Source organism: Myceligenerans halotolerans, assembly GCF_054782975.1.
Genome location: NZ_BAAGRL010000022.1, coordinates 66,230 through 81,948 on the forward strand (window position 1 = coordinate 66,230; position 15,719 = coordinate 81,948).

Annotated in this window: 11 protein-coding genes; 3 read left to right on the plus strand and 8 right to left on the minus strand. The window is 68.7% G+C overall.

The features are described 5' to 3' along the window. Position 1: 1 nt before the first annotated feature. Positions 2-136 (plus strand): hypothetical protein, encoded by a 135-nt coding sequence (locus ACYVK5_RS15200; RefSeq protein WP_460706428.1) that lies wholly within the window; start codon positions 2-4, stop codon positions 134-136. Here ACYVK5_RS15200 and ACYVK5_RS15205 read toward each other — a convergent pair. After that, on the minus strand, positions 126-3,251 hold the full coding sequence (locus tag ACYVK5_RS15205) for an AbfB domain-containing protein (RefSeq protein ID WP_460706430.1): 3,126 nt from the start codon (positions 3,249-3,251) through the stop codon (positions 126-128). The two genes, ACYVK5_RS15200 and ACYVK5_RS15205, sit on opposite strands and share 11 nt — an antisense overlap. A gap of 284 nt (positions 3,252-3,535) precedes the next feature. Here ACYVK5_RS15205 and ACYVK5_RS15210 point away from each other — a divergent pair, with 284 nt between their 5' ends. Together ACYVK5_RS15210 and ACYVK5_RS15215 are read left to right on the plus strand one after the other, a co-directional pair. Continuing rightward, the gene (locus ACYVK5_RS15210) at positions 3,536-4,342 is read left to right on the plus strand and encodes an alpha/beta fold hydrolase (RefSeq protein WP_460706432.1); all 807 of its coding nucleotides are present in this window, start codon (positions 3,536-3,538) and stop codon (positions 4,340-4,342) included. Positions 4,343-4,700: 358 nt separating this feature from the next. Further along, complete coding sequence (locus ACYVK5_RS15215; protein WP_460706434.1) at positions 4,701-4,889, plus strand: hypothetical protein; 189 nt, start codon at positions 4,701-4,703, stop codon at positions 4,887-4,889. Positions 4,890-4,990: 101 nt separating this feature from the next. On the opposite strand, the gene ACYVK5_RS15220 is transcribed toward ACYVK5_RS15215, so the two are convergent. From ACYVK5_RS15220 to ACYVK5_RS15250, 7 genes are all read right to left on the minus strand, one after another. Next, positions 4,991-7,012 carry a glycoside hydrolase family 31 protein gene (locus tag ACYVK5_RS15220; RefSeq protein ID WP_460706436.1) on the minus strand — a complete coding sequence of 674 codons (2,022 nt, stop codon included), beginning with the start codon at positions 7,010-7,012 and terminating at the stop codon, positions 4,991-4,993. Between the two features lie 80 nt (positions 7,013-7,092). Next, on the minus strand, positions 7,093-7,905 hold the full coding sequence (locus ACYVK5_RS15225) for a carbohydrate ABC transporter permease (RefSeq protein WP_460706438.1): 813 nt from the start codon (positions 7,903-7,905) through the stop codon (positions 7,093-7,095). 2 nt (positions 7,906-7,907) lie between these two features. Further along, complete coding sequence (locus tag ACYVK5_RS15230) at positions 7,908-8,864, minus strand: carbohydrate ABC transporter permease (RefSeq protein WP_460706440.1); 957 nt, start codon at positions 8,862-8,864, stop codon at positions 7,908-7,910. A 70-nt stretch (positions 8,865-8,934) separates the two neighbouring features. Then, complete coding sequence (locus ACYVK5_RS15235) at positions 8,935-10,194, minus strand: sugar ABC transporter substrate-binding protein (RefSeq protein ID WP_460706442.1); 1,260 nt, start codon at positions 10,192-10,194, stop codon at positions 8,935-8,937. A 159-nt stretch (positions 10,195-10,353) separates the two neighbouring features. Next, positions 10,354-11,361: a LacI family DNA-binding transcriptional regulator gene (locus tag ACYVK5_RS15240; RefSeq protein WP_460706444.1), complete on the minus strand. Its 1,008-nt coding sequence runs from the start codon at positions 11,359-11,361 to the stop codon at positions 10,354-10,356. Between the two features lie 259 nt (positions 11,362-11,620). Further along, positions 11,621-14,911, minus strand: coding sequence for a helicase HerA domain-containing protein (locus ACYVK5_RS15245; RefSeq protein ID WP_460706446.1), 3,291 nt, complete (start codon positions 14,909-14,911; stop codon positions 11,621-11,623). Further along, positions 14,908-15,567 carry a hypothetical protein gene (locus ACYVK5_RS15250; RefSeq protein ID WP_460706448.1) on the minus strand — a complete coding sequence of 220 codons (660 nt, stop codon included), beginning with the start codon at positions 15,565-15,567 and terminating at the stop codon, positions 14,908-14,910. The genes ACYVK5_RS15245 and ACYVK5_RS15250 overlap by 4 nt, the downstream gene beginning before the upstream one ends. Between the last annotated feature and the right edge of the window lie 152 nt (positions 15,568-15,719).

Consider the following 15,719-nt stretch of genomic DNA (forward strand, 5'->3'; position numbering starts at 1 on the left):
GGTGCAGCAGCTGACCGCCGGAACGGCAACAGGGCCGTCACCACTACCCGTGGTGACGGCCCTGCCGTGGAACCAGGTGACGCAGCCCGGTGCCGGTGGTTCCGACGACGTCCCCGAGGGACGGATCAGCTGGTGACGCAGAAGGTGGCGTCCGCTCGGCCGAGCGCGTCGGTGATCGGGTCGAGCTGCAACTCGAATCCCGAGTGCCGCACATGCTGGTCGGGGTAGTTGAAGGATCGCAGCGAGGCACACCACGGGTCAGCGAGACCGTCGACCAGGCTGAACGTCGCGTCCCTGTCGAACAACGCGGTGCCGTCGTCCGTCGCCAGCACCATCTCGAAGTTCGAGTGGCGCAGGTACTGACCCGGGTTGCTCACCGATTCGAGCGACACGGAGCCGGAGGAGCTGTCGGCCAGGCCGGGAACGATCCGGAACTGTGCGTCCTCAGCCGGATCCACGTTCCCTTCCAGGCGGACGTTGGAACCGACGTGCCGCACGTACCGGTCGGGATAGTTGTGCGACGCGAGACGCCTCCAGCTTGTGTCGCCGAACAGCGGGGCGACCTCGATCCGGTCGAGGTTCGGCGCGAACTTCGACCGCAACAGCACGTCGGGCCAGTCGTCGGAGGCGTAGCTGGTGCCGTCGAACTGCGGCTTCTCCTCGCCGCGGATCACGATCGTATTCGCTCCCGCCTGGAGGTCGACCACGACGGTGTGCTCCCAGAAGTTGTTCTCGTGGAACGAGTGCGGGAAGATCGCGCGGATCGGCTCGGCGCCGTTGACCGACACGTAGGCGTAGCGGGCCACCGGGTCCGGGTTGTAATGCGTGGCGGGTGACTGCTCCTCGTTGGAGTACCGGAAGGTCAGTGCGTACTGCCCGGCCTCGGCCGCCTGGACGCCGCTGAACGTCAGGGTGTTGCCGTTCCCCGGGTCGCCGCCGATGCCGGTCACAGCCGCCCCGCCCGAGGCGAGGGACAGGTTGGTGGCCTCGGCGGTCCCGGCGAGCGTGGCGCTCTCGGCCTCGTACACGTCGGACTCAAGCGTGTCGTCGGTGGCCACGACCAGTCGGTCCAGAGCCAGGTTCGCGGCGCCCGGCACGACGATCTTGTTGAGGCCGCCGAGCAGGAAGGCATCGACGATGCCGCCGTGACCGGTCGTCACCGATTCCCCGTTGACCTCGATCTCCACCGGGCGGTCACCGCGGCTGTCGATGTCGAGCCGGGCACCCGCGTCAGCCGGCGAGTAGACCCAGAACGTCGCGCTCCCGCCGGCCGGGACCGTCGCCGCACCCGGGCCGGAACCCTGGTGGCCCTGCTCGTAGACGGGCGTGGCCCCACCCGAGAGCTCCGCGAACTCGGCCTCGTACACATCGTTCCCGTAGTCGGGGTTGGCCAGCGACAGGTCGATCTTGTCGAGGATGACGTCACCGGTGATCTCACCGGATCCCTGAAGGCTGTCGGTCGACAGAGTGATGGTGTGCTCGCCCGCCGTGAGGTCAACGGTGGTGTCGGTGTGGTCCCACACGACCCACTTGTACCCGGGCGACAGGAAGAGTTCCTGCTCGCCGGCAGCCTCGCCGTCGACGCTGAGGAAGACGTTCGTCGGCCCCTGGTCCTCCACCTGGGCGTCGAGGTTGTGCGAGCTGGCGAACACACTGAGGTCGTAGGTGCCGTCCTGCGGCACGTTCACGCTGAACTCGAGCGAGTTGTCAGCCCCCGTTCGCATCCCGCCGACGTTGTAGCCACCGGAGGTGTAGAACTTCGAGACATTCGACGGGGAGCCCTCGGGGCCGTTGATGTGCAGCCCCTCACCGGTGACGGTGGCGTCCTCGGCCTCGTACGTCGCCTCCCACGCGGTCCGCGACACGGCCTCCTGCCCGGGCGAGACGCTCGGGGTCACGATGATCTCGTAGGCCGATTCGGCGTCGAGCTCCGGCAGCGCGCCGGCACCGAACTCGACCGCCGCGGTGCCGCCGCTCACGGCCACGTCCAGTTCCGCGACGGGGTCGGGCGCGGCGGAGTCGCCGATCTGGCCGCTCCACCCGATCTCGCGCACCGCCACGTGGACGTCCTGCCCGAAGGTGCCGGAGGGAACGTTGTCGAGTTCGAGCGTGTACGCGCCGCTCGCACCGCCCATGAGGACGCGGGCCTGCTTCTTTCCGGCGTCGAGCGTCGCGACCCCTTGGAGGGTGTAGCTGACGTTGGGCTGGGGCGGGGTGACCGCGACGGTCTGACCGCTCATCTGGCTGTACGCGTGCAGCAGCCACCACTGGCCGTTGGCCCGGTTGGCCTGCACGGCGGAGTCGGAGAGGTTGCCGTCGATGTTCCAGTACGCGATGTCGCCGTAGACCTTGGAATCCTCGAGCGCCGAGACCCACTGGATCATCTGACCGGGCACCGACGTGTGGTAGTTGTACGCGTACTCGGTGATGTTGATCGGCAGGTGCGTGCCCTCGTAGGCCGTACCCGCGAAGAACTGGTCCTCCCAGCCACGGTACTTGTTCACGTTCGTACGGATGGTGGCGGGATTGGAGAGCTCGTGCCAGATCATCACATCGGGAACCGTGTCGGCCTCGAGAGTGTGCTCCATGAAGCCGTAGATCTGGTCGTAGAGGTGAATGCTGTTCGGTCCGCCGATGCGCGCGCCGGGCAGCACCGCGTGGATCTCGGCGTAGGCCCGGTCCCAGGCGGCGAAGAAGTACTGCGGGTCGTTCAGCCAGCTGATGCCGTTGTAGCTCCAGCTACCGGTGCCGAACATGTTGCCGGCAGGCTCGTTGAAGGGCAGGAACACGACGTTGTCCTGGTACTCGGCCGGCATTGAGGCGACCTGCTCCGCCTGGAGCCGGATCTTCCCGAGATAGGTGTCGAGCTTCTCCTCGGGCGTGTCACCGGGCCACTGGTAGGGGAAGCCGCGGTGGATGTCCGTCATGTAGATGTAGACGTCGCCGTCCGCGTTGTCCGCGATCGACGGCAGAACCTCGAGCGCGTCGGCCCCGGGGTGCTGCGGACCGTCCTGCGCCTTGGTGGCGACCGTGGTGAGGTCGATGCCGTCGACCAGGTTCTCCGACGGCAGGCCTTCGTCGTAGAGGCCGTAGAGGGTGCCCGAGGCACCTCCGAGGAAGTCACCCGTACTCTGCCCGAGGTCGACCCTGATGACCCCTGCCTCCTCGGCGGCAGCGGGCACCGCGGTCAGAGGGATGATCGCGGCTGCGGCGACCGCGCCACAGATTCTCGCGAACGACCGTTGCTTCATCTCGTCTCTCTCTCATCGTTGAGAGGTTCGCTCAGAGGCCGACGAGCGCAGCGCGGGGAAGCGCTCGATCTCGCGACGCGGCTCAGCGAACCGGTTCGCTGGCCAACGTACTTGTCCTGAGCCGCCCTGGCAAGGCCCGGTGGACCGGCGGGCGACATCACCTCGACCGCGCGACGCCCACGCCCACGCGGTCCATCGGCCGTCTCCGCAGACCACCGGGACAGCCGGCCCCGCGACCGCACATCTGGGCACCCGGACGGCGCATGGTCACCTACAGTCGAAGCATGGACACCGTCGAGGCGAACAGCCTCCGACTCGCCTACCGCCGCGTCGGCGACGGACCTGCGGTGATGTTCGTGCACGGCGGTGAGCAGGACGGCCGGACCTGGACCCCGCAGTTCGAGGATCTCTCCGACGAGTTCACGACGATCGCCTGGGACGAGCCGGGCGCCGGTGGATCCGACGACGTTCCGGACGGGTACGACCTGGCCGACTACGCCGACTGCCTCGCCGAGATGATCCGGGCACTCGGCATCTCGCCGGCGCCGGTGGTCGGGCTGTCGTGGGGCACCACCGTGATCCTCGAGCTGTATCGGCGCCACCCCGATGTGGTCCGCGCCATGGTGCTGGCGGACGGGTACGCGGGCTGGCGCGGCTCGCTCGGCGCCCAGGAGGCCGAAGCGCGTCTGGCCGGCGTCCAGGTAGCGCTCGCTGCGCCCGACGATCAGTTCGACCCGACCCTGCCTAACCTTTTCGCGGGCGACCCGCCTGCACGGTTCGTGCCGTTGCTGACCGCGATGACGGCCGATGTACGACGCCGCAGCGTGCTGACCGCTCTCACCGCGATGGCGAAGGCCGACCTCAGGGAGGTCCTGCCCACGATCGCAGTACCGACGCAGCTGATCTGGGGGGAGCTCGACGCCCGCTCACCCCTCGCGGTGGCACGCGAGTTCGAGCGGCAGATCCCCGCTGCGACCCTGGACCTGATCCCCGCCTGCGGACACGTCAGCAACCTCCAGGCACCGCAGCCGTTCAACAAGATCGTCCGGAGCTTCCTCCGACGCCAGGAAGATCCCTCGCACAGCCTTTGACGCAGGCACTGCTCCACGACGGTCCGACGCACCTGCCCAGCGGATCCACCGCGGAATGCCTGGGCGTCGGCGTCGTCGTCGACTCGCGGGACGCGGCTTCCCGAGCAGCATGCCCGACATTCATTCGCGCATCACCAAACGGATGTCGCAAATCTACAGAAAACTGGTTCCGAGGTAAAGAAACGCATGGACGCAAAGGCTGGACGGTCGTCCAATATTTACATCACCATTTATCTTGACGACGTTCTTTGTTCGCTGGCAAGCTCTCGTTCACCCGTCGAGTCGGCGCCCCATGATCACGAGATGAACGTGGTGCGGATCGGCCCCGGCCAGGAGTGACAACAGAGAGAAGAAGATCATGGGCGGCGCGATCGCCGAGGGTGCCAAGGTGACGGTCACCGGAGCGTCGAGCACCGAGCGCGGTGCCGAGGGTGTCGTGAAGACGATCCGACCAGGATGGACAGGGAAGGAAGCCGTCGTGGAGGCCCCGGGCCCGGTCCGGCCACGTGTGTTCACCGTTCCACTGGTCGACCTGTCGAAGACGTGAGCCGACATCCCACCTGTAGCAGCAGGCCCGCCTCCATCGGGGGCGGGCCTGCTGCTATGGGTGGGGTCGACGTCAGAGGTGGGGAGGATCGAGCTGGGGATCTAGACCGCTCCGACCAGTTCGGGCAGGGCTTCGTCCCTGGCGAAGACGGGGATCACGGCGATGTCTGCCGCCACCTCCACCCACTGGCCGCCTTCGGTCTTCTCGCCGGTGTGGAGGTCGGTCCACCAGGCGCCGGCCGGGAGGTACACCGTGCGGCTGGTGGCGTGCGGCTGGACCACGGGGGCGACGAGCAGGTCGGGGCCGTACATGTACTGGTCGGACAGGTCCCAGCACGTCGGGTCGGCGGGGAACTCGTGGAACATGCCGCGCATGACGGGCTGGCCGTCGAGGTGCGCCTCTTCCATGAGGCGCCGCGTGTACGGCCGGAGCGCCTCGCGCAGGCGGACGTACCTGGCGAGGATCTGGTACGCGTCCTCCCCGAAGCTCCACAGCTCGTTCGACGCGCCGCTGCGCAGCCGCGGCGTCCCGTCGGCGGCCACGACGTCCTCATAGGGTTTCCGGTCGCCGTGCATGCGCATCACGGGGCAGAAGGTGCCGAACTGGAACCAGCGGATCAGCAGGTCGTGGAAGTCCGGGTCGGTGATGTCACCGTCGTGGAAGCCGCCGATGTCCGTGGTGAACCAGGGGATGCCGGCGACGCCCATGTGGATGCCGGCCGTGATCTGGCGGCGCAGGTCCTCGTACGTGGAGTGGATGTCTCCTGACCAGACCAGAGCCCCGTAGCGCTGGCTGCCGGCCCAGGCGCAGCGCAGCAGGTTGACGACCTGATCCTGCCCGGCGGCCCGCTGGCCCTCGTAGAAGGTGCGGGCGAAGGCCTGCGGGTAGATGTTCCCGACCTGCAGGTTCGAACCCTGGTGGTAGCGGTAGTTGTCGAAGTCGTAGACGCCGTACTCGGGCTCGGCCTCGTCGAGCCAGAAGAGCTTGATGCCCAGGTCGTGGTAGTTGCGCCGGCAGATGTCCCAGACGACCTCGCGCGTGCGCGGGTTCGTGGCGTCCAGGAAGACGCTCGGGCCCTGGAACCCCATCTGCAGGTCGATGCCACGGTCGGTGCGGACCAGCAGGTTCTCCTTCTTCAGGAGCGGGAAGTTCTCCGACTCGGTCGAGACCTGCGGCCAGACCGAGACCATGAGCTCGATCCCCAGTTCGGCCAGCTCGTCGACCATGGCCTGCGGGTCCGGCCAGAACTCCTCGTCGAAGCGGAAGTCGCCCATCTTCGGCCAGTGGAAGAAGTCGGCGACGATGACGTCCATCGGCAACCCCCGGCGCTTGTGCTCCCGGGCGACCTCCAGCAGTTGTTCCTGGTTCCAGTAGCGCAGCTTGCACTGCCAGTAGCCCAGGCCGTACTCGGGCATCATCGGGGCATGGCCGGTCGCGTCCGCGTAGGCCGAGGCGATCGCGGCGGGGGTGTCACCGGCCGTGATCCAGTAGTCGAGTTGCTTCGTGGACTCGGCGACCCACTCGGTGCGGTTGGCCGCGAACGTGGCGCGCCCGATCGCGGGGTTGTGCCACAGGAACCCGTAGCCGGCGCTGGAGACCACGAACGGCACGCTGGCCTGGGAGTTGCGGTGGGCGAGCTCGAAGGTGGACCCCTTGATGTCCAGGATCTGCTGCTGGTATTGCCCCATCCCGTAGAGCTTCTCGCCGGGGACGGGCTCGAACGCGGCGGTGAGCTGGTGGTCGCCGCCGGTGATCGGGCGGAAGGCGCGCGCATCGAGCTTGAGCGACCCGCCGGCGTCCAGCTCGCGCAGCAGGACCTTGCCCGCGGCGTCGCGGAACTCCACCGCGCAGCGGTAGACCTGGTAGCCGACCTGCTCGTCGTAGTAGTCCCACGCGCGCAGGACGACGGTGAGCCTGCCGACTGCCAGCCGGGCCTCACTGCCGTCGGTGGTGATCGCCGCCTCCGCGGGTGCCAGCGGCAGCAGGGCGAAGTCGGTGTCGACGACGACGTCCCCGGGCGCGCACCGGACGCGTACCGCGCTCGCCCCCCAGGCCTGGACGACCAGGGTCTGACCACCGCCACGCCAGGTGATGCTGTCCGGGCCGGTCTCGAAGATCTGCATCGGGTAGGTGTCGCTCTCTGTGAGGTACCGCGCGCCGGTCGGCGGCGGCCGGGGAGTTGGTGGACCGGACGGGTCCGGGATCAGTCCTTGACCGCGCCGGCGGTGACGCCCGCGGCGACGTACCGCTGCGCCACCACGAGGAGGACGGCGGCGGGCACGGAGGCGACGACGGCGGTCGCCATCATCGGTCCCCACTCCTGGTTCTGGGCGCCGATGTAGTGGTAGATGCCCATGGTGATCGGGCGAAGGTCGCCGCCCTCCCGGTTGAGGGTCGAGGCGAACAGGAAGTCCGACCAGGACCACAGGAAGGCGAACAGGGCCGCGGTGATCAGGGAGTTGTGCGAGATCGGCAGCACGACCGAACGGAAGGTTCGCCAGGTGGAGGCACCGTCGAGCTGAGCCGCCTGCAGCAGCTCGCGCGGTATCCCGGACATGAACGCCGACAGCAGCATGACCGCGAACGGGACCGCGATGGTCGAGTCGGCCAGGACCAGCCCCGGGATGGTGTTGAGCAGGCCGAGCTGGTTGTAGATCGAGTAGAAGCCCAGGGACATCACCACCGCCGGCACCATCTGCGCCACGATGAGGACGAAGTGGAGCACCCGGCGTCCCGGCACCGCCAGCCGGGCCAGGGCGTACGCGCCCGGCGCGGCGACGGCGAGGGTCAGCACGACCGTACCCAGGCCGACGACGACGCTCGTCGCCAGGTAGGGCAACTGGTCGCGCAGGACGACGGCGTAGTGGTCGGTCGTGAAGTCCAGCGGCACGAGGTCGCCACGACGGATGCTGTCGCGGCGGGTGAGCGAGACGTTCACCATCCAGTAGACCGGGAAGAGCATGAGGGCGGTCAGCGCGACCGCGAGCGGGGACTTCCACAAGGAACGGGACGGCATGGTCAGTCTTCCTCCTGCCGGCGCTGGACGGCGATGTAGATCAGGCCGAAGAGGAGCGCGACGATCAGCAGGATCGTCCCGACGGCCGAGGCCTCGGAGTACCGGATGACCGAGGAGCTGCCCTGGCCGACGGCCATGCCGTAGGCCCAGGTGGCCAGCGTCTGGGACGTTCCGGTCCCCGACGTCATGATCCAGATGATGTCCACGACCTTGAGGGTGTAGATCAGGCCGAGCAGCACCGTGACGGTCGACACCGGCCGCAGCAGCGGGAACGTGATGCGCCAGAACTGCTGCCACGCGCTCGCGCCGTCCAGGGACGCCGCCTCGTACAGCTCTCCGGGGATGTTCTGCAGGCCCGAGTAGAGGATCACCAGGTTGAACGGGATCCCGAGCCAGATGTTGGCGATGACGACGGCCGTCAGCGAGTTGTCGGCACTGAGCCACCAGACGGGGTCGAGGCCGAAGACACCGATCAGGGCGTTGAGCACGCCGTTGTCCGGGTTCATCATCCACTGCCAGACGGTGCCGGACACGATCATCGGGAGCAGCCACGGCACCAGGAACAGCGCCCGGAGCGTGGCGGACAGGCGGAAGCCGCCGCGGTGGAAGAAGGTCGCCAGCGCGAGGCCCAGCCCGTACTGGAACACGATCGAGACGATCGTGAAGGTCGCGGTCTGCCCTACCACCGGCCAGAACCGCGGCTGGGCGAACACCTCCTGATAGACGGCGAGGCCGACCCAGGGCGCTCCGCCGTTGACGAAGGTGTTGCGGTCGAACTGGTGGAGGCTCATCCACAGGTTCTGCGCCAGCGGGTAGGCGTAGAACAGGAGGAGATAGGTCACCAGGGGTGCGGCGAACCCGATCCCGGCCCACATCGTGGTGCGGCGGCGAGGCCGGGGAGCCCGGTCCTGGGCGGGCACGGCACCGGGTGGGGCCTGCGTACTGGCCAACGTGGTCATGGGTGGATCACCTGATCGTCGTCGATGCTCCGGGGCGCGTCCGCGTGGGTGCGGACGCGCCCCTGGTCGGTCAGAAGCCGCCGGCGTTCTCGAACGCCGTCGTCACGCCGTCGGCGTCACCGGCCGCGTTCAGTGCGCCCTGGATCGCCTCCGACAGCGACGCCGAGACGTCCGGGTACTGTGCGCCCAGCTCGGTGGTGCGACCCTGTGCGCCCTCCACGGACGCGACCCACGGCTCCCACACCGGGTTCTGCTCGACCTGCTTCGCGCGGATGTCCGCCTTGGCCGACAGGTACCCGAGGGTCTCGTTCGTCACCAGCGCGTTGTCGCCGTCGGTCAGGCACGCGATGACCGCCGCGGCGTTCGCGTAGTGGTCGGACGCGTCCTCCTGCTGGAGCGGCGCGACGGCGAACTCCCCGCCCGTGGGCACCGGAGCCACCCCGCCGCCGGCCGCCGGGATCGGGATGACACCGGTGGCGAAGTCGGCGTCGGCGGCAGCCTGGGCGAACCACGACCCGTTCTCGGCGAAGCCGTACTCACCGGTCAGGAACAGGTCCCAGGCCGCGGACTGGTTGTCCGTCGCGGCCGACTTGGGGGCCGCTCCGCTGCCGATCCAGTCGGACACGAGCTGTCCTGCCGAGACGGCTTCCGCCGAGGTGATGTCGTCGAGGTTCGCGCCGGAGCCCCAGAACCACGGCTCGAACTGGAAGACGCCTTCCTCGCCGGGCACGCCCGAGAACGTGATGCCCTTCGATCCCGCGGCGGTCACCTTCTCGATCGCGGCGTTCAGCGACTCCCAGTCGGTGATGGAGTCCGGGTCGACGCCGGCCTCGCCGAGGATGTCGGCGTTGTAGTAGAGGCCCAGGGCGTTGGAGCCGAACGGCACCCCGTAGGCGACGTCGTCGACGATGCCGGGGCCGAGCAGGTTCTCATCGACGCCTGCGGTGTCGATCCCGGACTGCTCGGCCGTGGCGAGCAGCTGGGCCTCGACCGCCGCGGGCACCATCGGGTTGTCCAGCAGGACGACGTCGGGTGCGGTGCCCCCCTTGACGGCGGTAGTCAGCTGGTTGAACAGGTCGGTCTGGGGTGCGCTGGTGCGCACGATCGTCGCCCCGTCGGGGGCGCAGGCCTTGACGTGCTCGTCCCATTCGGAGCCGTCGGTGTGCTGCGGGTACGGGTCCCAGAAGGCGATCTCGGCGGTCGTCGTGCCCTCCGCCGCGGCACCGGAGGATCCGGGTGCGGGAGTCGTCCCGCCCGAACAGGCCGCCAGGCCGGCGCTCACCAGGAACGTGGTCCCGACCGCCACGTATTGGCGCGTTCTCGTTGTCATCGCACTGCCTCTCCATTGAGTTGGACCCCGGTCACCGAGTCAGCGAACCGGTTCGCTGACAATCTTGACCCGCAGGATCGGCGACCGTCAAGCGAACCGGTTCGCTGATGCAGATCCGTGACGTGTTCGGCCGGGGCGGGCCGGCGTCGGCGAGGCGTGTCAGCCGCGTGTGGTGACGCTTTCGCGGCGCACGAGGTGGGGCGCCACCAGCCGCGCGACCGGCGGTTCGTCCGGCGCTTCGATCCGGCGCAGGAGCAGCTCGACGGCTTCGTGGACGACGGAGTCCGGCTCGGACTCGACGGAGGTGTAGGGCAGCGCGTACAGCCGGGCGAGCTCCGCTGAGTGCAGCGACACCACGCTCCGGTCCTGCGGCACCCGGAGGCCGACGTCGTGCAGGGCGAAGGGCAGCATGGCGACCGCGGCGTCGTTGTGCAGCAGGAGCGCGTCGGGAGCCCCGGCGTGCCGCAACCGCTCACCCAGCAGCGCGCGGACCTGCTCGGGACCGACAGCGCAAGCGACCTCGTCGAGGTCCATCTCGCGCTCACTCGCCCGCTCGCGCGCCGCTTCGGCGAAGCGGATGGCATAGGTGCTGCCGGCGGCGTACAGGTCGTCGGGCCAGCGCACGAACATCGCCCGGCGATGCCCGGCATCGGCCAGATGGTCCACGAGCAGGCGCGCCCCGGCGGCGAAGTCCAGGTCGACCGCGTCGATGCCGGAGGCGTCCTGGGGCATGCCGATCATCACCGCGGGAAAGCCGGCCTCCACGATCGGCTCGAGGCGAGGATCGCCCTCGACGACGTTGAGCAGAACCAGCCCGTCGACTCGCCTGCCGGCCACGGCCCGCCGGACCGCGCCCTTGCTGTCGGCCTCGGTCAGGAGCGTGACGGAATAGCCGTTCTCGGTCGCGGCGTCCGAGAGCGCGACGAGATAGGTTGCCAGTGCGGGGCTGAACTCCGCCTCGTGGAAGTGGACGACCACGCCGATGGTCATGGTTCGCGAGGTCGCCAGCGCCCGAGCTCCGGCGTTGACGGAGTAGTTGAGCTTGGCGATCGCGTCATCGACCCGCTTGCGCGTCTCGGGCAGCACGAGCTTGCGGCCGTTCAGGACGGCGGAGACGGTGCTCCGCGCCACGCCCGCCTCCCGCGCGACGTCACCGATCGTCGCCATGACTCCCCCTTGCTCGCCGGTCACCCTTCCGCGGGGTCAGCGTACCGGTTTGCTCGTGCCCGGACGGCTGGGACCGAAGAGGTTCAACCACCGACGTGATCGCCGTCGGACCCTCAGCGGCCGGTGCTGTCGATCAGCTCCCTGCGGACGCCTCGGGTTCCGGCAGCTCGGTCAGGTCGTGTTCCTGCTGGAATGCCTCGAGCAGACTCTGGATCGCTCTCTCCACGGCGGGTTCCCTTCTCCGCTTCGCGCGCGGACGTCACTCCTGCCGAGCGCGGGCGATGACGTCCTCGACGGTCAGCGGACTCGGCGGGTGGTAGCTCAGGCACATGGGGGTGCGAATCTTCTGGAAGGCCAGGCCTTCGGCGACGGCGTAGAACTGACCGGCGCCCAGCCGGGAGATGTCCGGCACCGCACTGGATTTCGCGGCCGCCATCTCCTTGGCCGCGGCGATCTGCGGCGGGCTGTTGAGGAACCCGAAGAACTGCGTGGTGGCGTTGCCGGAGATCCGGTTGTGGATACCACGGGGCGCCTGCGTGGCGAACACCAGGCCGAGTCCGTACTTGCGAGCCTGCGAGGCCAGCGCAAGGGTGCTGTAGGTGCTCGCGGTCAGCGAACCGGACGGAGCGATGGTCTGCGCCTCGTCCATGACCAGCAGCCCGCCGAGCGGCCGGTCGCCGGCGGGGTGACGCTTGATCCAGGCGAACAAAGCCATCTGGAGCTGGTTGACGAAGCTCTGCCGCTGTTCCTCCGTTGGCAGGCCGACCAGGCTGATCACCGAGATCCGGGCGCGCTTGCCGGTCGCCGGGGTGAGCAGCACGCTGGGGTCCAGGGGCTCGCCCTCACCACCGAACAGAGGATCGTTGATCATGGCCGCGTGCAGGGTCTGCGCCATGTCCGCAGCCATCTCATGCGCCTTGGCCAGTCGCGACACGCCATCGGGCAGGTCACCGAGCAGATCCAGGAACTGCTTGAGCCCGCCGCCGGTCCTGCGCGCGAAGTACTGCAGTGCCTGGTTGAGAACGGCGCGAGACTGTTCGGCCTTCGCGGTCGAGCCGTCGGCGCGGGCGCGGGGTGCGAGCGCGGCGACGGCCGTGTCGATGGCCAGGCGGAACTCATCCGGGTCGTCAGTGACCGCGGCGAAGTCGGGCAACGGACGGAAGGTCAGTGGCCGGCCCGATTCCCGGCGGGGCGTCCAGACGACGACGTCGGTGTTGCGCAGGTAGTCGTCGGCGCGAGCCGCGTCGTGCGGCCCCCAGGCATCCGGCGGCTGCGGCCACGCATCGCCGAGCCGCGCCAGGTCGTTGTTGGGGTCGAGCACGATCGCGGACACTCCACGCAACGCGCACTCCTCGACCAGCCGGCGGATCAACACCGTCTTACCGGATCCTGACCCGGCGAAGATCGCCGTGTGCTTCCGCAACGACTCCAGGCTGATCGTCACCGGCGCGCCGGTGTCCGTCCGGTCGCCTACGTGCAGCGTCAACGGGTCCGTTGTCGCCGAGTCCGTTGTCACCGGCGTCTGATCCGCCGTCGCCGGGTCCGGGGCAGTCGCGACCGGGTCGGCCGGGTCGGTGTCGGTGAGCGGCCAGGACCCATCGGACAGTTGCGGCGTGGTTGCCGGCCCGGGTTCCGGACGCGGCGGTTCCGCGTCGTCCGGCGGGTCACCGAACACCGCCCGCAGGAGCGCGGTGCGGCCGGCCGGACGGCGGCTGAGCAACCATGCGCTGAACCGGGCCGGCGGCTGGGTAGCGGCGAGTCGCTCCAAGGCCGTGAACGTGCGGAGGTCGGTCTCCAAGGTCTCCCTCGGAAGCCGGATCACGACCCCGCCGGCCGCCTCGAATTCCTGGACCTTCTTCCGGGTTTTTTGGCCGTTCGACCAATCACCGGTGCGCAGCAGGTAGACCTTGCGCTTCAGCGCCGAGGGGTCCAGCCCCGTGGCATTCAGGACTCGGTCGATGCGGTTGATGACCGCTCTCCCGTCCCGCCACCCGATCGCCCGGAACGACCAGTAGATCTTGTCCTCTGTGTCCTCGTCCAGGGTCCGTTGCAGTTCGGCGTGCAGGGCAGGATTGCCGGCGGCCATCGTCGCCGGAGGCAGCACGTACTGGAAGCGTTCTTCGCCCTGTTCGTCGACCCAGCACGTCAAAGCGGAACGAATGAGGTCCGGTATGCCCTGATCCTCCTGACGCGGGTCGAGCGCCTGAGTAACCTCCGCGATCACCTCGGCATCGTTCACCAAGGCGGTCAGCTGCCCGTCGATCTCAGTGAACGCACCGTGATCGGCCGGCAGCGGCGCAGGCCCTGGTCGCGGCGCCGGCGCGTCAGCACCGCTCGACTCTGCGAGGCTGGTCAGCTCGATGACCTCGTTCGCGTCCAGGCGCCCCCGGACGTGGGTGTCGATCCGGCGGATGAGGCCGCGAGCGGTGAACCGGACCGCGTCGGCGAACGCTTCGGGCCGTACCGGCCAGGTCGGATAGGGCGGGGTGAAGCCGACCTTGCCAAACTTGAGCGCGAACCGCCTCTCGATGAGCGCCTGCCCGATCGCCGCCGTCGGGATGGTGTCCAGTTGCTCGGCGCGGCGGAACCGCTGCTCCACGGAACTCGGCGCATAATCCGCAATTCCCTGCCAGACCGAGTCCATGCAGGCCACCAGAACCAGGGACCGGCGGGTGGCTTCGCGCAACTCCATGAGCCCGCTGCCGACGTCCTCGAACAGCTGTTTCCTGGGCAGTCCCATCGAGTCAGAAACAGCGCCGGGCTCCTCGGACGCGGCGCTGTCGGTGGCTCGATCCGATTGTTGGATCAGCGTGTCGATCTGGTCCAGGGCGATCACGCTCGGCCCGGTGAGCGCGATCAGCTTGAAGAGTTCACTGACCGTTTCGTGCGGCGTCCTGGGGGCGACGCGAAGACCGAACTCGGCCCGTTCGCCGACCACCGACTCGCCTTCCGACGACAGATAGGCTCTGGCGACCTCCGCGGTCGCCACCGAACGGGCGGCCAGCAGCGCCAAGGCTCGCAGAGTATGTCCGCATTCGAAGGCGAGCCGCCGGTCAACATTGCCCAGCGCCTCGACGATGTCGTCAAGTCCCGAGCGGGTCGGCTTGTCATCCCCCATGAGTTGCCGTTGCAAGGGTTCGGACAGGCCGAGTCTCCGGGACAGCACCAGCCGCAGGGTGACCCCCTGCGCGACTCCGCCACTACCGGGTCGGAGCAGACCATTGAGCACGTCCTGCACCACCCTCTGCCAGAAAGACCGCTCATGGCGTAGGTCAATGGCAAAGAAGTAGCCGCCCGCCGCGGTGACCCGCGACCGCACGGTCGAGACAAGATGAGTCTTACCTGAACCGGCCTGTCCGGTGACGACCACGCCGATCGGGCTCTCCGCAGCACTGGTCTCGGCGGCGTCGAAGCCGTCCATGACCGTGCGTACCGCGCGACCGTTGAGGCCGGCAATGTGCGTCTCCGGTTCCTCCCACACGCCGTCCCTGCTGATCGCCCAGTTGGTCCTGGTCAGTTCTGCCAGTGCGTCGCGTTCGATCTCCTTCATGGCCGCCCGATGGACATCACGTGCATGTCCGCGCCGCCCATGCGCAGCGCGGCTGCCCGGTCTGCCTCAGTCAGCGTCTTCTGGTTGAACTCGGGATTGAGTCGCACCTCCGGCTCCAGGACCATCTGCAGCAGTGCGGCGTCCAGGTCGCCACGCAGTACATCGGCGACGGCATGCCGCAGCCGTGTGAGGCTCACCCAGGCGCCAGGCTCGGCAGCCAGCTCGGCGTACGCCGCACGGATTCGATCCGAGACGTCGACGGCAGCCAGGGTCGGCTCGCCTTCCGACGCGCTCGGCTCGCCATCCGGCACGAAGATGTCCGCGACCCGCAGATCGGACCGTGCCATGAACGCCGCGAACCGGCGAGTCAGCGCGTACTGCAGCCGCGTTGCCTTCGGTGCGCCCTTCGGCGTGGGGCTACCGAGTTCCTCACCACAACGCCGCCAGCCCTCGTCGGTGAGCTCGTGCATCCATGCCCGATACCGGCCGACCTGCCAGGCTCTGATGTAACCCAGCTCGACCAGGCGCTCCCGCACCTTCTTCTCGATCTTGATGCCCAGTTCGTCGGCGAGCCCGGCGTTGGACACCTCCCGAATCTGCGTCATCAGCGCGAGCAACGCCGACCGTTCCGGCAGGGTCAGCTGTGAGTCCGCCATGCTGCCAATGTACCTGGATTCCGACATAAGGGAAGTGTCGTCGCAGGCAGTGGTGCAAGTTCACCCGGCGTAGGGGTCCGGGGGGACTGAGTCCCCCCGGGCGGGGTGTGGGGGCAGCGCCCCCGGCCCGAGCCACGTGTTTGTTGGTGGCT